The organism is Brevibacterium paucivorans, from assembly GCF_016907735.1.
GTDB classification, from domain to species: Bacteria; Actinomycetota; Actinomycetes; order Actinomycetales; family Brevibacteriaceae; genus Brevibacterium; species Brevibacterium paucivorans.
The window spans coordinates 660,409-678,098 of the sequence record NZ_JAFBCP010000001.1 but is presented as its reverse complement, the minus strand read 5'-3'; the positions used below and the strand labels follow the sequence as shown (position 1 = coordinate 678,098).

Sequence of the window (17,690 nt, the reverse complement as noted above, 5' to 3'; positions counted from 1 at the left end):
CACATTACAGCCTAGCTAAACTTGGGCTCATGCGTCGTTTAATTACCGCAGGAATCTGTGCTCTGTTATTGACCGGTTGTGGAGGATCCCAAGGGACCCCCACGCACACGTCAGACCCCGCGCAGAAAGCCGAGAAGTCCGAAACCGCTTCCAGCGCGCCACAGCCCCAGGGCCCGGCGCCGGTTGAAGGAATCAGCAAAGAGGACACCGCGGAAGCAAAAAAGATCGTCGAACAGATGTCGGACGAAGAACTCGCCGGATCTGTTTTGATGATGACGTACCACGGGACGGATCCGAAGGTCGCCGCGGACACCATCAAACGCTTGCACCTTTCCGGCAGTATCGTCATGACATACAACCTGGGCGAAAATGCCACGTTGAAAGACCTCAAGGCGACCACCTCGGCCATAAAGGAAGGCGGCAAAGACCGCGACTGGCCGGTTCTGACCTCGGTCGACCAGGAAGGTGGCCCCGTTGCCCGCGTACGTTCGGCAACCATGCCGTTCCCGCCACTCATGGCCGGTGGGGCCGTGCGCAACAAGGACACAGTCACCAACGCGACCCACGCGCAAGGTGCGGAACTGCGCGACGCCGGTTTTTCGATCGACTTCGCCCCTGTCGCCGATGTCACCGTGGGCGCGAAAGACCCCGCAATCAACGTGCGGTCTGCCGGCGACAAACCTGGCTCGGTGAGCGACACGGTCGCGGCCGCAGTGAACGGGTATAGCAAGGCTGGGATTGGTTCGGCCGCCAAACACTTTCCGGGCCACGGTTCACTCACGGTCGATTCGCACGAATCCCTGCCGGTGTCCAAGAAGTCGCTTAAAGCGCTGAGCAAAACGGAGTTTGAACCGTTTAGAAAAGCCGCCGAGGTGGGAGCTCCGTTGGTCATGGTTGGCCACATTGCGTTGCCCGGGAATGAAAAGCTCCCTGCTGACCTCAACCCCGAGGTGTACGAAGCTCTGCGTAAAGACGTTGGCTTTGAGCATGTGGCAGTGACCGATGCGCTGAACATGGGTGCGATCACGCAAAAGGACGCGGCACTCACGGCGATTAAGGCGGGTGCTGACCTGGCGCTTATGCCTAACGACATCGAGCATGCTCACGCGAGCATCGTGAAGGCGGTGAAGAGCGGCGACCTGCCACGTAAACGGTTGACGGAGGCGGCAACCCGAGTGGTGTCACTGAGCCTGTGGCACAAGCGCAGCGCTGAGACCGCCAAGGGGAGTGCCCCCAAGCCTGAGGACGCGTTGCGCGCGTATGCGGAAGAGTCCCTTTCGGTAGTGAGCGGTGAGTGCAAAGTGGCTAAGCCACTGAAGCAGGCCCGTGTTGTTGGCGACGACCAGGTGGCGGTCAAGCGACTGACAGAAGCGTTCAAGAACAATGGCGTATCTGTTGGTAACGGTCCCACCGTGAGCGTGGGACAGAAGGCAGCAAGCGGGGCAGAGTACGTTGTGGGAATCGGTGGGCCGTGGAACGTGGACCGAGCCAAGGCCCACACCGTCATCGCCACCTATTCCGGTAATGAGTACGCGATGGATGCCGCGGCCAAATACATGGCAGGCGCACTTGAGGCGAAGGCGCAAGTTCCCGTGAAGGTTCGCGGTAAGTCGCCTCAGTGCGGAAAGTAGCGGTGGCTGGGCGCCCGGCGCCCGTCCGCGGCGCTACGGGGAGCAGGCTGGTTACAGCGTCACGGGCTGCGTTAACAGCACCACGTGCTTTTCGCCCACACGGGTGAAAACCAAGGTCGCTGACTCAGTGCCCTGGGTGAGCTTCAGCTGACGACGCACCTTCTCAGGAACAATATCCATTCCACGTTTCTTAATAATGACCTTGCCAATGTTGCGGGCCATCAAAGCTTGACGCAACGCCTTGATACCCGCAGGCAACACATCCACAATCCGGTACTGCGACACCGCGCGCTGAGCAATCCCGGTCACAAGAGCGTCGCCCGTCAGGTATGCAATCTTGGGCGAAATCCGCCACACACCTAGAGGGTCACAGAGGGCAGTGACGAGCCCGGCACGTACCAGGGCACCGTCAGGTTCAAACAGATACTCGCCCAGCTCACCAATCCCGGGTTCGTCCGCTTCGGGCACCTCGGACTCGTGCACCGTGAGTGTTCCGGGCCCATCGCCCATGAGAAGAGCGGAACGCCCCGCCCGTTGACACGCGTCGCCAGCGTACAGGCCCACTTCAACGACATCGCCGTTGTGCGAAACCCACTGGGCTTCCCACCCGTCCGGCACGAGCGCATGATCCAACGCCGGTCCCATCTTCACGCCAGCCGCTCGCACCTCGGCGGCCTTCTCAACCACCCACGACAGGGAAGGCGAAAACGACTCCGGATCACTGAGCCTGCGCGCCTGCCCATCCCGGTGCGAACCCGACCTGCGGGCAGGGTCGCACCACAGCGCATCAAACCCCGCCAGGTCCTGGTCCTCCGCGGCACCGTGGATCACCTCGGCGGTGGGGAACTCACGCATATTGAACGCCGCGATCGCAGCGGTCACCTCATCAATCTCAACGGCGCGCACCTGCACATCCGTGCCCGCGAAAGCCAGCGCATCCGCACCAACCCCGCACCCCAAATCAACAACCGAGGTGACCCCAGCCTGACGCATGCGCGCCGCGTGGTGGGCAGCAACGGGAAGCCGCGTGGCCTGTGCCAACCCGTCGCGGGTAAACAACATGTGTGACGCAAACGGACCAAACTTGTCCTCGGCCTCGATGCGCAACTGAGCCTGCGTGAGGATCGCCGCCGTGAGTTCAGGGCTCAAACCCTGCGCCCTCAACTGCTTATTCAGCTGCAACTCACGCGAACGGTCGTAATCGAGTGAATCCAGAATCTTTAAAGCCGAAACGTCAAGAAGTTGTTTCAAAGTGCTGGGATCCATTTCACTATCGTAACTGGCGTATAGGGTGGAGACGTGAGCACACTACTGACCGCGCGTACTGTTCGCGAGATTGCACATGAACTGGGGCTGCGCCCCACGAAAACGCGTGGTCAAAACTTCGTGATCGACCCCAACACGGTGCGCATGATCGTGGAAGAAGCACAGCTCACCCCCGGCGAGCAGGTCGTGGAAATTGGCCCGGGATTAGGCTCGCTCACGTTGGGGCTGCTGGAAGCAGGCCACCCTGTCACTGCCGTCGAGATCGACACGCTGCTGGCCTCTCGGCTTCCGCGCACCATCGACGAACACGCCCCGGACACCCACCCGCTCACTCTCATCAACGACGACGCCCTTCACGTCACCGAACTCCCCACCACCCCCACCGCCCTGGTAGCGAACTTGCCGTACAACGTGGCTGTTCCGGTGCTCATGCACTTCCTGGAAACGTTCCCGTCGCTGACCTCGGTGTTGGTGATGGTCCAGGCCGAGGTGGCAGACCGTCTGGCTGCCACCCCAGGTTCGCGGGTGTACGGGGCGCCCAGCGTGAAAGCCAAGTGGTACGGGGCTGTGACTCGCGGGTCGGACATTGGGAAGAACGTCTTTTGGCCGGCCCCCAACGTTGGTTCCGGGCTGGTGCGGATTGTGAAGCACGCGCAACCATACGGTGATGAGGAACTGCGAAGGGCCACGTTTGATGTGGTCAACGCGGCGTTTGCCCAGCGCCGTAAGACGCTCAGGCAGGCGCTCGCCGGCCTTGTGGGGTCAGGTGCGGATTCTGAACAGGTGCTGGTGGACGCGGGTGTCGATCCCAAGACTCGTGGTGAAGCCCTGGACATCGACGCGTTCATCACGATTGCACGCACGTGGCGTGCGCGCGAGAACGGCACGCCAGACGCCGCCCCACAGTACGTGCCCACCACAGGCGGGGAGGCCCAAGTATGACAGCGGTGACCGCGCGAGCGCCCGGGAAAATCAACGTGTTCCTCCACGTGGGCGACCGCATGGATGACGGATACCACGAACTTGTCACCGTTTTTCAAGCCCTCGACATGTATGAAGAGGTTACGCTACGCCCGTGCTTCGATCAGCCTGACACCGTGGTGCGCAACATCTCCGGAAACGATACGTACCCGGGTCTCAGCCCAGTTCACGCAGTGACGCTCAAGGGCCGGTTCGGTTCGACGGCGATACCGCTGGATCACTCGAACTTGGCGGTGTCCGCGATCAACCGCTTGGCTGCCCAAACTGGCGTACACGTTCCCGTCGAGGTCGAAATCGAAAAGAACGTTCCCGTTGCAGGTGGCATGGGTGGGGGTTCGGCCGACGCGGCTGCCGCCCTTGTCGCCTATGCGAAACTCGCGGGCATCAACGACCCAGATCTTCTGCGCACCGTGGGTGCTGAACTTGGCGCCGACGTCCCGTTTGCTCTGCGCGGCGGCTTCGCTGTGGGAACCGGCCGAGGCGATGAACTCAGCCCCATCTTAAGCTCCGGCGAGTTCACTTGGGTGCTTGCCACCTCGGTCGACGAACTTTCCACCCCCGTGGTCTACCACGCCTTGGACGACCTGCGTGACAGCGGCAAGGCGCCGCACGCCGGTGACGTGCAGACGCAGCTGGCGGATGTGTTGCAGGCGGTCGGATCGGGGGACGCGCACGCGTTGGCACAGGTTGTGCACAACGATATGGAACCCGCTGCGTTTGGGTTGTTGCCTGCCATCGCCGAGGTCGTCGACACCGGGCGGCAGGCAGGCGCCTTGGCGGCGTTGATGTCCGGCTCTGGGCCCACGGTGGGATTCTTGGTCGAAGGTGCGACTCACGCGCTGGATCTCACTGTTCTGTTGGAAGCTAGTGAGTCTGTGAAGCACGTGGTCCGTGCGACGGGCCCGGCGTGCGGTGCCCACATTGTCACACCTGGTTAGTGCTGCGTGGAACCGAACCGTTCGACCCTGATCGGTTCGGGGATCGTGCGCCAGTGCTCGCGTGGCCACTTCTTGGTGGTGAGCCGCTCCGCCCGCAGGAACATGGTTTCATCACCTGTTGCTTTTGCCATGACGGCCAGCGCGTTGGCGAGTTCTGCCGGCCCCGCTTGTTTCGCCGCGATGTCGTCAGCTGCCAGTTCCACCAGGAGCGTTGCCGAACGTTTGAGTGGCGCAAAAACGTGCAACATCTGGTCCAGAGTTGTGAGGATTGAGAGGATTTTGCCGTGGCGCTGTGTCACGTGGGCGTATTCGTGAGCCAGCACGGCTTGAAGTTGCCCAGCTGTCAACGCGTCTTGTAGTCCCGTTGTCACCATGATGGTCCCCGGGTGGCCACCTGTTGGGGGAGTCGACAAGGCGGCAGGGTACGTGTGTTCCACGGTGGTGAGCGTGAACCCCGGGCGGTCTTCTTGGGCCACCACATGTGTGTTGAGGGTTGCGATCACCTCACGCACATCTTTGGTCACGGGGGCGGTTGCCATGACCCAGAACCCCACAGCTGCAATCGTCAGCAGGGTTGCCAAGATAAATACCCACAGTCCGGCGAAAGGAATTGTGGAGGTGAGGGCAGGCAACATGGACGCAACAAGGGAAATAGCAGCCGCGAACACACACCACACGCCCATGACCGTGAACCCCAGCTGGACATGCAACGACAGGGAAGGAAACCGCAACTGAATGCGGGTGCGCATGACTATGGGGATCAGTACGCCCGTGACACACGCGAGGGCGATACACGTGATTGCGCTAGCGAGCACTGACCTTACTTCGTGAACGCCGAACGCAGAAGCTCAAGGTCGCGACTGTCCAGGTTCCCGGCGAACGCCAGAAGAGCGGCTTCGCGGTCATTCGCTTGGTCTAACACGCTCACCATGTCGTCCACAGTCTGTTCTTCGTTAGTGCGAACAGCTTCAAACTTGGTCTTGCGAGGGGAAGGGCCGCCACGTTTGACGTGCCCCTTCTTCTCCAGGCGTGTAAGCGTGGTCATCACGGTGGAGTACGCAGGAGTGTGGTCAACAAACAGACGCTGAATGTCGCGGGCACCCAAAGGTGCAGGGGAGTCCCACAAGAAATTCATGATTTGGGATTCCAGTTCACCCCATTCGCGGATCCGTGCCACAGTCATCCTTTCGCTCAGATAACCACTATTCTATGTCGCACTAGCGAAATGCGCTACGACTTGTCCTCGTCGGTGGGCTGAGAAGACTGAGGAGGTTGAGAAGGCTGAGAATACGCGGACTCCTCAGATGAGTCCATCTCAATGGGGTCGCCGTTGTCGTCTAAGTACTCGCCCGTCGAGTAGTCGTAGTTGACAGGGTTACCGTCTTCGTCGGTCCGTTGATACCAGGCCGTCAGGTCCTCGGCCTTGGAATCGAATGTGGCTCCGGCCGCGTACTTGGACGTGCTCGAAGTGGGTTCGATCGAAATAGCGAAATCGTCACCATGCTTCTCAATACCGCGTCGCACCATGGATTTCAGCGCTTGCTGCGTGTAGTTGGCCCGTAGTGTTTGTGGATCGTTTCGCAAGTCTTTCACCAGCCCCACGCACATGAGGACAATGACGAATGTGAACGGCAAAGCGGTCACCGTGATGAAGTTTTGCAAACCGGTCAATGCGCTTTCGCCGCCCACAAGTAGCATGACGACAGCAATACCGGCCATACACAGCGCCCAAAACGCGGTGATCAAACGGTTGGGTTTAGGGTTTCCACCCTGGGTGAGCTGTGCATTCACTAGGGAAGCGGAATCGGCGGTGGTGATGAAGAAAATAGCCAACATCACCATGACAATGGGTGCGATGAGAGCCGCGCCCGGCAGGTAGTCGAGCACAGTGAAGAAAATGTTCTCAGGTTTCGGCAGGGACTCAATCGTGCCGTCGGGGGCAATAGCCTGCTGTGTGTGCTGCAAGTAGATTGCGGTTCCACCCAAAATGGTGAACGCCAGAATAATGATCGACGACGGGATGAACAGAACGCCCAATACGAACTGGCGAATCGTGCGACCCCGGGAGATTTTGGCGGTAAACACACCTACAAACGGTGACCAGCTCACCCACCAGGCCCAATAGAACGTGGTCCACGTTGACAAGAACTCCTGCATCTCAGGCGAGTCGGCCATGGTAGCCGAGAGCGCCTCGGGAGCGGTGGCAAAGTAGTCGACAACGACACCCGGAATGATGTTCACCAAGAACACGGTTGGTCCGGCAACAAAGAAGAAGAAAGCCAGCCCCACAGCCATCACCATGTTGATGTTGGAGAGACGACGAATTCCCTTCGTCACACCGGAAACAGCGGACAGGATCGTGCCAATCGTCAAAACCATAATGATGACGATGGCCACCGTGTTCCCGGTTGTGTTCCAGCCGGTGACAATCTGGGCCCCGCGCGCAATCTGAAGCGACCCCAGCCCCAGACTCGACGCGGTTCCAAACAGCGTCGCAACGATCGCGAGCGAATCAATAATACGGCCACCCAACGAGTCACTCTTCTTGCCAAACAGCGGTTCCAAAACGGAACTCATCAAGGGGAGACGACCTCGGCGGAAGGACATATAAGCAACCGTGAGGCCCACAATCGCATATATTGCCCAAGCGTTGACACCCCAGTGCAGGGCCGCCTGAGCCATGGCGCCCTTGATCGCTTCCACCGTGGCCGGGTCATACGCGCCAGGGCGAGGATCCAAAAAGTACTGGAGGGGCTCATACGGGCCAAAGAAAATGATCGCGATACCGATCCCAGCGGCGAACAACATGGCCGCCCACGACCCGGTAGAAAACTCCGGCTTTTCACCGTCAAGCCCCAGCGGGATACGGCCGTAACGCGAAAACGCGATACACAGAAGGAAGATCACCAAAACGATCGCCAGGCCGTTGAAGATCCACCCTAGGTTGCCCATCACCCACTGCAACGCTGCCGAGGACACGTTCAAGACCTGCTCAGGTGCTGCGATACCCCACGCAACGAACCCCACAATGAGCAAACCGACAATCACCAGGATGCCCTTGTCCACCCGGTAGCGAACTAGCTGATCCTCAATCGAAACGCCGGGGACTAACGCGGGGTGGATGCCGTGAGGGTATTCGATCTCCTCAATAAAGCGCTTGGCCTTCTTGGTGCGCTCTTTACGGACCTTTTTCTTGCGCGCGACTTTCTCTTGTTGCTCCTGGAGTTTGGGGCCCATACGGATGTCGATTTCGGGCTCTCCAGAAGCTGCGGATTCGTCGTGAGAAGCGTTGCGTTTCGTACGGTCGTTGTTCATTTTTCCTCGCTGGGAGCCGGGGAGCTTCTTCTCAGACTATCGTGTTAGACAAGGCCAACTCAGAAACGAAGGGACCGTGCGTGCACCTGTTAGGCGCTGAATCGATCAGTTTGTCCTACCCCAATCGGGTCGTTCTTGACGACGTGACCGTTGGGGTGTCTGCGGGGGACCGCATTGGGATCGTAGGGCGCAACGGCGACGGGAAGTCCACGCTCATTCGGATTTTGTCTTCTGACTTACCGCCGGACTCCGGCCGGGTGACTTCCCGAGGTGGCACCCGGATTGGGTACTTGCGTCAAAGTGACGATTTGGGGGAGTCTGCCACGGTGCGCCACGCGGTGGTAGGCGACGTTCCCGACCACGAATGGGCCTCGGACGCCGAGAAACGCGATGTGATTCACGGGCTTTTGGGTGACCTTCCGCTCGATACTCCCACTCATAGCCTGTCTGGGGGACAGCGACGCAGGGTGGCTCTTGCAGCGCTTCTGGCTCAACCGTGGGACGTGCTCATTTTGGACGAGCCCACCAACCACTTAGACATGACGGGTGTGCGGTGGTTGGCGGAACACGTAAAGAAGCGGTGGCCTGCCGGGCAGGGCGCGTTCTTGACCGTCACCCACGACAGGTGGTTCCTCGACGAAGTAACGACCCGCACGTGGGAAGTCCACGACGCCACAGTCGACGCCTACGACGGCGGCTACGCGGCGTATGTTTTGCAGCGGGTTGAACGTGACCGGCAGGCGCAGGCGGAAGAAGCTAAGCGCCAAAACTTGATGCGAAAAGAACTCGCGTGGCTTCGCCGAGGTGCCCCCGCCCGCACCTCCAAACCAAAGTTCCGAATTGACGCGGCGAACGCGTTGATCGCAGGTGAGCCTCCTGTGCGCGACACGGTTGAACTCGTGTCCATGGCTACGTCACGGCTGGGTAAAGATGTTTTTGAAATGGTGGGCGCCTCGGCTGCGTTCGCCACAGATGACAATCCCGAGGTCGTTCGCACAGTCATCGAACCCACCGACTGGATCGTGGGGCCTGGCGACCGTATCGGCATCCTGGGCGCCAACGGTGCCGGCAAATCCACGCTGGTGGGCCTCTTAACAGGGCGAGTTGAACCCGCCTCGGGCAGGGTGAAGAGGGGCAAGACCGTGCGCGTGGCCCTTCTTGACCAGCAGTTACGAGAACTTGACGATGTCCAAGACGACTTCGTGCGCGAAATCGTGGGGCGCAAACGCGAAGTGCAGACCGTGCAAGGAGAACTGACGCCCAGTCAGCTCCTTGAGAAGCTGGGGCTGGGAGGCGTTCTCAAGTCGCGTGTGAAAGACCTTTCAGGTGGTCAGAAGCGCAGGCTCCAGCTGTTCATCGTCCTCATGGATGAGCCGAACGTTTTGATTCTCGACGAGCCCACGAACGACATGGACACCGACATGCTCGCCGCCATGGAGGACCTGCTTGACCAGTGGCCGGGCACGCTCATCGTCATTTCGCACGACCGCTACTTCACGGAACGCGTCACCGACCACCAGTACGCAGTGCTCAATGGACACGTTCGGCACCTGCCCGGCGGAGTCGATGAGTACTTTGCCCTGCAACAGGGGGAGGATGCAGCACCTCGGCGGACACAAACGCCCACCAAACCCGCTGAGAACTCAAACGGTCTAAGTTCCGCGGAACACCGGAGAATCACCAAGGAAGTGCAGGCCGTGACGCGCAAGCTTGAGAGGATCGACAGTGAAGTTGCGCGACTGGATGACACAATCGCAGGGCACGACCAGTCTGACTTCGAGGGCCTGGCACAGCTGTCTGCATCACGCAATGAACTGCTCGAAGAAAAGGACGAGCTGGAACTGCAGTGGCTCGAACTGTCGGAGCGGTTGGAGTAGAGACGTGCCTCGGGTGGTTTGGTTCCACCCGAGGCATGTTCCTATCCGGTTGTTTTGGTCCTGTTGTGTTTCTACACGTTCTTGCAGAGGGTTTGCGCGACGCGGTTGAAGGTGTTTGTCATCTCGCTCAACTCGTCGCGGTGAGCCTGAGCCATAGGTTCGAGTGTGCGACCCAAGCGACGGTAAAATTCGACCGCGAGGCGGGCGGCGTCCTCCGTGTAGTACAAGACGATGCGACGCTTATCTGCGGCATCGCGGTCACGCACAATGAGGCCACGGTCTGACAGCCGTTCAAGGATCGACGTCAAGGTCGACGCAGAAAGCGACAGGTGTTCAGAAATGTACCCCGGCGTGACAGTGATGTCTTGATCGCTTGCGGTCATTACTGACATAAGAACGTAGAAGTCGACGTGGTTCATGTCATTGTCGCGCGCGAAGCGTGAGCCTACGAGGCGTAAAATTGTGCTCTGGCGAATCAGAGCATGCGTAAGTCCGGCGAGTTCGTCATCGTTGGTGCCTGGTGAAGGGAATTCGTCGGACCCCGTCATATCAAATAGTTCATTCAGGGAATCAGGCAACATACTGCAATGATAGACAATGCCTGATCAGGTGGCATGTTTGTCTCATTTTGAAGTGTATGTGAACGCGGTGTGTCTTTTCGGTGAATCCGCTATTATTGGAGAAGTTACAAATTTTGCCAGTTGCGCCAATGTGGCACGTGGCCTCCGCTGGTAGCCCTCTTGTGGTTAAAAGGTTTGAAGTGTGCCCAAGTGTTTAGGAGAAAAGGTGAAGCGCAAGTTTCTTGCTCCCATTACCGCTATTTCAGTTATCACCGCACTAGCAGTTTCCGCTTGTGGCCAGGCTCCTGACGAAGCGGGAGGCGACAAGAAGTCCTCAGACTTCAAGTCCTGCATCGTATCCGACGCCGGTGGTTGGGACGACCGTTCCTTCAACGAATCCTCCAAGGACGGTTTCGACCGCGCAGTTGAAGAATTCGGCCTGCAGAAGGGTGAAGCAGAGTCCAAGGACGACTCCGACTACGTCCAGAACGTCGACAACATGGTGCAGCAGGGGTGCAACCTCATCTACGGTGTTGGCTTCAACCTCGCTGGCGTCCTCACTGACTCTGCAAAGCAGAACACTGACGTTCACTACGCGCTGATCGACTCGACCTTCTCAGAAGCTGACGGAACCCCCGTTGAAGTTGAGAACGGCAAGCCACTTCTCTTTAACACTGCCGAAGCCGCTTTCCTCGCGGGTTACCTTGCAGCTGGAACCACCGAGACCGGAAAAGTTGCAACGTTTGGTGGAATGCAGATTCCTTCCGTTGCTATCTTCATGGACGGTTTTGCCGACGGTGTGAAGCAGTACAACGAAGACAACGGTAAAGATGTCAAGCTCCTGGGTTGGGATAAGGAAGCTCAGAAGGGTTCATTCTCCGGTGACTTCGACAACCAGTCCCAGGGCCAGGCTCTGACTGAACAGTTCCTGTCACAGGGTGCCGACATCGTCATGCCAGTCGCTGGTCCTGTGGGACTGGGTGCAGCTGCTGCAGTTGCTAAGAACGACAAGGCTAGCCTGATTTGGGTTGATGCTGACGGATACGAAGCGATTCCCGACTACAAGGACCGCGTTCTGACATCGGTGGTCAAGCAGATCTCGAATGCTGTGTACGACACCACTGTGGAATCCAAGGACGACAAGTTCTCGGCTGAGCCATACGTTGGAACGCTGGAGAACGACGGTGTGGGACTTGCTCCTTACCACGACTTCGAAAGCAAGATCGACGATGAACTGAAGTCGAAGGTTGACAGCCTCAAGCAGGACATCATCGACGGCAAGATCAAGGTCGAAACGCCGAACGCACCTACCAAGTAATTCCATAGCGATACCCGGCCCGGAACTGTTCCGGCCCGGGTATCGTTGTGCTCGAGCCCTGTGAGGAGACACCGTGCAACTTGAATTACAAGGAATTACTAAGCGATTCGGGTCGTTTACGGCTAACGACTCGATTGACCTCACCCTCAAACCTGGCGAGATTCACGCTCTGCTTGGTGAAAATGGTGCGGGTAAATCCACGCTTATGAACGTCTTGTACGGGCTGTATGAACCCACAGAAGGATCGATCCTTCTTGATGGGAAACCCGTAAAGTTCACTGGCCCCGGCGACGCTGTCGCGGCTGGTATCGGAATGGTGCACCAGCACTTCATGCTCATTCCCGTTTTCACGGTTGCTGAGTCGGTTGCTCTGGGTTATGAGCCCACCAAGTCCTTGGGGCTTCTTAACCTCGATGAGGCTCGTTCCAAGGTGCGCGAAATCTCCGAACGGTTCGGGTTCGATATTGACCCGGACGCCGTTATCGGTGACCTGTCAGTGGGAGCGCAGCAACGAGTAGAGATCATCAAAGCGCTGTCCCGTGACGCTCAAGTCTTGATTTTGGATGAGCCCACCGCGGTTCTCACACCACAAGAAACTGATGAGCTTATCGAGATCATGCGTCAGCTCAAGGACCAGGGCACATCGATTGTGTTCATTACCCACAAACTACGCGAAGTTCGCGCGGTCGCTGACGCCATCACGGTGATTCGTCGCGGAAAAGTTGTTGGTACGGCTTCACCCGAATCGACCGAGTCTGAACTCGCTGGTTTGATGGTTGGGCGCGATGTCAGCCTCACGACCGACAAACAAGATGCACAACCAGGTGACGTGAAGTTCGCCGTGAACGATCTCACAGTGCTTGACAAGTCAGGCTTCCCAGCGGTTAAAGACATTTCTTTTGAAGTACGCGCCGGTGAGGTGCTCGCAATTGCCGGTGTGCAGGGCAACGGTCAGACCGAACTGACTGAAACGATTATTGGCCTTCGAACTCCAGTGCAGGGCTCCATTACGCTCGGTGGAAACGAGCTCGTTGGCACGTCGGTGAAACACCGTCTGGACGCAGGGATCGGATACGTTCCAGAAGACCGGTCCACAGACGGCATGATCAAAGACTTCTCCATTCGAGAAAACATGATTCTCGACTGGTACAACCGCCCTCCGTATTCACAAGGGCTCGCGCTGAAGCCACAGGTCATTAGGGACGAAGCCGCGAAGAAGGTCGAGGAGTTCGACATTCGGCTCGGAACAATTGACGACCCGATTTCCACTCTGTCTGGTGGTAACCAGCAGAAAGTGGTTCTGTCGCGCGAACTGGGACGTGAGCTCAAACTCTTGATTGCTTCACAGCCCACTCGTGGTCTCGACGTTGGGTCGATCGAGTTCGTTCACAAACGTATTATTGCCGAACGTGACGCAGGTACCCCCTGCATCATCGTCTCCACGGAACTCGACGAAGTACGAAACCTTGCCGACCGCGTGGCGGTCATGTACCGAGGAAGCATCGTAGGGATTGTCCCTGCAGACACTCCTCGTGATGCGTTGGGCCTCATGATGGCCGGAGCATCGGAAGAAGAAGCTATGGCTCGCGTTGCTGACGGAACAGCAGTAACCCAAGTCAGTGAGGCAGCGCAGGAGGACATCGTATGAGCGCGCCCGTGAAAGAGAAGAATACAGAAACGGACGCTCGTCCGCAGTCACCGTCGGTTCTGCGTCAAATCGTGACGGGGACTTTCGGTGTATCGGTTCTGTCTATCGTTCTTGCACTTATCTTCGGGGCATTCCTGATCGCGTTCGCAAACCCGGACGTCCAGAAGGCTGCGGGATATTTTTTCGCCCGCCCAACTGACCTTCTGTACTACGCGTGGACGTCAATCACGGAAGCGTATGTGGCGCTATTCCGTGGAGCGGTCTTTGACTGGCAAGCTAACTCGGTGACCCGCATGATCCGCCCGTTTACCGAATCACTTGTGCTGTCTACTCCACTCATTTTCACCGGGCTGGGGATTGCGTTGGCTTTCAGGTCTGGCCTGTTCAACATCGGTGGTCAAGGTCAGGTGCTTCTGGGGGCGATTGTCGCTGGTTTTGTTGGTTACGCGATTGACCTTCCTCCCGGGATACACTTGCTGGTTGCCCTGGTGGCAGGAACCTTAGCGGGCGCCGTGTGGGCAGGAATCGCCGGTGTGCTCAAGGCGCGCACGGGTGCCAACGAAGTGATCGTGACCATTATGCTGAACTCGATCGCCGGGTTCCTCTTGTCGTACTTACTCAAGCAGTCCTGGTTTAGACAAACCGGGTCCGCTAACCCCATCACTACGGAGATCCACAGTTCAGCGGCCCTGTTCCCGCTCCTTCCAGCTCCGTTCCGTCTGCACTTCGGTTTCCTGATCGCGATCGCCGCCACCGTGCTCGTGTGGTGGATTCTAGAACGCTCGACGATTGGTTTTGAGTTCCGTGCAGTGGGATCCAACCCTGACGCTTCACGCACAGCGGGTATCTCCGTTCAGCGCGTCACCATTCTGGTGATGGCGCTCGCTGGTGCGCTCGCCGGATTGGGTGGAGCCGCACACGTGCTTGGAACGGAAATGAAGATTACCGGTGGTGTCGCCGGCCAGATCGGGTTCGACGCGATCACGGTGGCACTGTTGGGACGGTCCCGTCCGCTGGGTACGTTCTTTGCCGGTTTGCTGTTTGGTGCTTTGAAGTCCGGTGGATACCTCATGCAGGCACAGACCGGTACACCTATTGACATCGTTTTGGTTGTGCAGTCGACGATCGTGCTCCTCATTGCAGCACCGCCGTTGGTCCGCGCGATCTTCCGATTGCCAGCGCCCGTTGCTAAGGAGGCTGCATGAACACCCTGACTAAGGAATCCCAAATGCCTACAGCTCTGCAGCCCGTCGAGTGGAAGTACCCCATTGTCTACGGTGTTCTAGCTGTCATCGCGTTTGCAGCATTCGGGTTAGGTGCGCCTGGCGATGCACAGACGACGTTCGCGTTTACTGCCCCCGACGCGTTCCTCTCCATCCCAGATTTGGTTGTCGCTTCGAAGGTCACCGCGATCGTGGTGGGTGTCATTCTCTTGGCGCTTGCCGGGTTTAGTTTGTGGGCGACGCGTTCCCGTGCCGAGGTGGGAGTATGGCTCCCGCTTGTGTTCGGAGTCTTGTTTGTGTTCGCGTTCCTGACGTGGGCCGGTGCTGGCCGAGGTGTCATCGCCACGACCTCGTTGTTGGCCGGTGGTCTGGCGTTGTCCGTTCCGCTGATCTTTGGTGCCATGTGTGGTCTGGTTGGCGAGCGGTCCGGCATTATTAACATCGCGATTGAAGGCCAGCTGTTGGCTGGTGCGTTCCTCGCGGCAGTCGTTGCGAGTGTTGCCAAGAACCCATACGTGGGCCTGATTGCAGCGCCACTGGCAGGAGCCATCGTGGGTTCAATTCTGGTGTTCTTCGCTGTGAAGTACTGGGTCAACCAGATCATTATTGGTGTTGTTCTCAACGTGCTCGTCGTGGGGCTGACAAACTTCTTGTTCTCGACGCTTCTCACACAGAACCAGGAACTGTGGAACTCCCGTCAGGCGCTGCCTGCTCTGCCGATCCCGCTGCTGAGCGAGATTCCCGTGATTGGTCCAGTGTTCTTCAAACAGAACATCTTGGTGTAGCTCATGTACGTGGTCGTGATTGTCTTGCACGTGGCCGTGTTCCGTTCCAAGTGGGGCTTGCGGATGCGCGCAATCGGTGAGCACCCACGAGCTGCCGACACGGTGGGCATCAACGTCAACCGTGGACGTGTTCTGAACACGATCTTCGCCGGTGCGATCGCAGGACTTGGTGGTGCGTTCTTTACGATCGGCTCAGGTCTGGCTTTCGGTAAAGAAATGACAGCCGGTCAGGGATACATCGCTTTGGCGGCAATGATCTTGGGCAAGTGGAACCCATTTGGAGCGCTGTTCGCAGCGATTCTGTTTGGGTTTACCAAGAACCTGGGTAACTCGCTTTCCGCGATCGGGGCACCTATTCCGCAGGACCTTCTGTTTATGTTGCCGTACATTGTGACGATCTTCGCGGTTGCAGGGTTCGTGGGGCAGGTTCGCCCACCGGCGGCAGAAGGTATCTCGTACTCCAAGCAGTAAAAGAGGTCAGAATGGATTGGGACGTTTTGCGTGAGCGCGCGCGTGCCGTGATGGAAAACGCGTATGTCCCGTATTCGAAATACCCCGTTGGCGTGGCCGCTCTCGTTGACGACGGGCGAATCATCGTGGGGTGCAACGTTGAAAACGCGTCCTACGGGTTAGGCCTGTGTGCCGAATGCGGCCTTGTTTCGGAGCTTCACCGGACGGGAGGTGGCCGGTTAGTCGCCTTCGCGTGCGTTGATAAACACGGCAACAAACTGGTGCCGTGTGGCCGGTGCCGTCAACTGCTGTACGAACACGGTGGGCCAGATCTTCTTCTGGACATGCCGTCTGGGATCGCACCACTTTCCCAGGTCCTCCCGGAAGCTTTTGGACCCGACCACTTAAGGAGCTGACATGATCGAACCATTTGACGCCGTCGATGTGATTCGCACAAAGCGTGATCGTGAAGAACTCAGCGACGAACAGATCGCATGGGTCATCGACGCCTACACGCGCGGTGTTGTTGCCGATGAGCAGATGTCGTCGTTGGGAATGGCAATCTTCCTCAACGGAATGAGCCCACGCGAAATCGCCCAGTGGACGCACGCGATGATTGAGTCCGGCGAGCGGATGGACTTTTCGAGCTTGTCGAAACCCACCTCGGACAAACACTCAACAGGGGGAGTGGGGGACAAGATCACTTTGCCACTGGCCCCCTTGGTTGCAGTCTTTGACGTGGCCGTTCCGCAGCTGTCTGGCCGTGGACTGGGGCACACCGGTGGCACGCTGGACAAGCTGGAGTCGATCCCAGGTTGGCGCGCCAACTTGAGCAACGACGAACTCATGAGCCAGCTTGAGGACATTGGCCCAGTGATCTGTGCTGCTGGAACCGGCCTTGCTCCTGCGGACAAGAAGCTCTATGCGTTGCGCGACATCACCGGGATCGTCGACTGCATTCCGCTCATCGCGTCGTCAATCATGAGCAAGAAGATCGCTGAAGGCACCCAGGCGCTCGTGTTGGATGTGAAGGCCGGTTCGGGGGCGTTCATGAAGGACGTTGAACAGGCAACTGCCCTTGCCCGCACCATGGTGGAGTTGGGGAAGAACGCAGGTGTTGAGACCTCGGCGTTGATTACCGACATGTCAACCCCGCTTGGGCTCACGGTTGGCAACGCGCTGGAAGTCCGGGAGTCTGTCGAGGTGTTGGCCGGCGGAGGCCCGGCTGACGTTGTTGAGCTGACGGTTGAGCTGGCACGTGAGATGCTCGCGCTGGTTGGCAAGACCGAGGTGGATGTCGAGGCCGCGCTCAACGACGGCCGGGCAATGGACATGTGGAACCGCATGATTGAACGTCAGGGTGGCGACCCGCATGCGAGCCTGCCAACCGCAAAAGAAACCCACACGGTGACGGCTGAAGAATCGGGTGTTGTGACGACCCTTGACGCGCTGAGCGTGGGCGTTGCGTCGTGGCGCCTGGGTGCTGGGCGCGCACGCAAGGAGGACCCAGTGCAGGCCGGTGCCGGTATTGAGTTGCACGCCAAACCTGGCGACACCGTGACCGCTGGCCAGCCCCTGATGACGTTGCACACGGACGAACCGCAGCGTTTTGAACGTGCGCTCGAATCGCTTGAAGGCGCGTGGAGCATTGGCCAGCAGGCTACGCCTCGCACTGTTATTTTGGACCGAGTTTCCTAA

Annotated in this window: 14 protein-coding genes and 1 pseudogene; 10 read left to right on the top strand and 5 right to left on the bottom strand. The window is 58.6% G+C overall.

What is annotated here, in order from left to right; translation table 11 throughout:
* The first annotated feature begins 29 nt into the window (after positions 1-29).
* Positions 30-1,631, top strand: a complete 1,602-nt coding sequence (locus tag JOE56_RS03180; protein ID WP_204514792.1) for a glycoside hydrolase family 3 N-terminal domain-containing protein — start codon at positions 30-32, stop codon at positions 1,629-1,631.
* A gap of 51 nt (positions 1,632-1,682) precedes the next feature.
* Here the strand turns inward: JOE56_RS03180 and JOE56_RS03175 are convergent, their stop codons facing one another.
* A complete protein-coding gene (locus tag JOE56_RS03175) occupies positions 1,683-2,897 on the bottom strand; it encodes a class I SAM-dependent methyltransferase (protein WP_204514791.1) in 1,215 nt (404 codons plus the stop codon).
* Positions 2,898-2,930: 33 nt separating this feature from the next.
* On the opposite strand from JOE56_RS03175, the gene rsmA reads away from it, so the two are divergent.
* Together rsmA and JOE56_RS03165 are read left to right on the top strand one after the other, a co-directional pair.
* Positions 2,931-3,839, top strand: coding sequence for a 16S rRNA (adenine(1518)-N(6)/adenine(1519)-N(6))-dimethyltransferase RsmA (gene rsmA / locus JOE56_RS03170; protein ID WP_338028614.1), 909 nt, complete (start codon positions 2,931-2,933; stop codon positions 3,837-3,839).
* Complete coding sequence (locus JOE56_RS03165) at positions 3,836-4,816, top strand: 4-(cytidine 5'-diphospho)-2-C-methyl-D-erythritol kinase (protein WP_204514790.1); 981 nt, start codon at positions 3,836-3,838, stop codon at positions 4,814-4,816. Before rsmA ends, JOE56_RS03165 begins: the two co-directional genes overlap by 4 nt.
* Here the strand turns inward: JOE56_RS03165 and JOE56_RS03160 are convergent.
* From JOE56_RS03160 to JOE56_RS03150, 3 genes are all read right to left on the bottom strand, one after another.
* Positions 4,813-5,565 (bottom strand): M56 family metallopeptidase, encoded by a 753-nt coding sequence (locus tag JOE56_RS03160; protein ID WP_204514789.1) that lies wholly within the window; start codon positions 5,563-5,565, stop codon positions 4,813-4,815. The two genes, JOE56_RS03165 and JOE56_RS03160, sit on opposite strands and share 4 nt — an antisense overlap.
* Positions 5,566-5,636: 71 nt before the next feature.
* On the bottom strand, positions 5,637-5,999 hold the full coding sequence (locus JOE56_RS03155; RefSeq protein ID WP_239530354.1) for a BlaI/MecI/CopY family transcriptional regulator: 363 nt from the start codon (positions 5,997-5,999) through the stop codon (positions 5,637-5,639).
* A gap of 47 nt (positions 6,000-6,046) precedes the next feature.
* Entirely contained in the window at positions 6,047-8,131 is a 2,085-nt protein-coding gene (locus JOE56_RS03150) for a BCCT family transporter (protein WP_239530353.1), read from the bottom strand.
* Positions 8,132-8,211: 80 nt separating this feature from the next.
* On the opposite strand from JOE56_RS03150, the gene JOE56_RS03145 reads away from it, so the two are divergent.
* Entirely contained in the window at positions 8,212-10,008 is a 1,797-nt protein-coding gene (locus JOE56_RS03145; protein WP_204514787.1) for an ATP-binding cassette domain-containing protein, read from the top strand.
* 71 nt (positions 10,009-10,079) lie between these two features.
* On the opposite strand, the gene JOE56_RS03140 is transcribed toward JOE56_RS03145, so the two are convergent.
* Entirely contained in the window at positions 10,080-10,589 is a 510-nt protein-coding gene (locus tag JOE56_RS03140; protein WP_204514786.1) for a MarR family winged helix-turn-helix transcriptional regulator, read from the bottom strand.
* A 205-nt stretch (positions 10,590-10,794) separates the two neighbouring features.
* Here JOE56_RS03140 and JOE56_RS03135 point away from each other — a divergent pair, with 205 nt between their 5' ends.
* The 6 genes and pseudogenes from JOE56_RS03135 to JOE56_RS03110 all read left to right on the top strand — a co-directional run bounded on the left by JOE56_RS03135 (position 10,795) and on the right by JOE56_RS03110 (position 17,690).
* Positions 10,795-11,886: a BMP family lipoprotein gene (locus tag JOE56_RS03135; protein WP_204514785.1), complete on the top strand. Its 1,092-nt coding sequence runs from the start codon at positions 10,795-10,797 to the stop codon at positions 11,884-11,886.
* A 73-nt stretch (positions 11,887-11,959) separates the two neighbouring features.
* Positions 11,960-13,534, top strand: coding sequence for an ATP-binding cassette domain-containing protein (locus JOE56_RS03130; protein WP_204514784.1), 1,575 nt, complete (start codon positions 11,960-11,962; stop codon positions 13,532-13,534).
* Positions 13,531-14,739: an ABC transporter permease gene (locus JOE56_RS03125; protein WP_204514783.1), complete on the top strand. Its 1,209-nt coding sequence runs from the start codon at positions 13,531-13,533 to the stop codon at positions 14,737-14,739. The genes JOE56_RS03130 and JOE56_RS03125 overlap by 4 nt, the downstream gene beginning before the upstream one ends.
* A pseudogene (locus tag JOE56_RS03120) lies at positions 14,736-16,013 on the top strand (ABC transporter permease subunit). Before JOE56_RS03125 ends, JOE56_RS03120 begins: the two are co-directional and overlap by 4 nt.
* Before the next feature lie 11 nt (positions 16,014-16,024).
* The gene (locus JOE56_RS03115) at positions 16,025-16,408 is read left to right on the top strand and encodes a cytidine deaminase (RefSeq protein ID WP_102239201.1); all 384 of its coding nucleotides are present in this window, start codon (positions 16,025-16,027) and stop codon (positions 16,406-16,408) included.
* A gap of 1 nt (position 16,409) precedes the next feature.
* On the top strand, positions 16,410-17,690 hold the full coding sequence (locus tag JOE56_RS03110) for a thymidine phosphorylase (protein ID WP_204514782.1): 1,281 nt from the start codon (positions 16,410-16,412) through the stop codon (positions 17,688-17,690).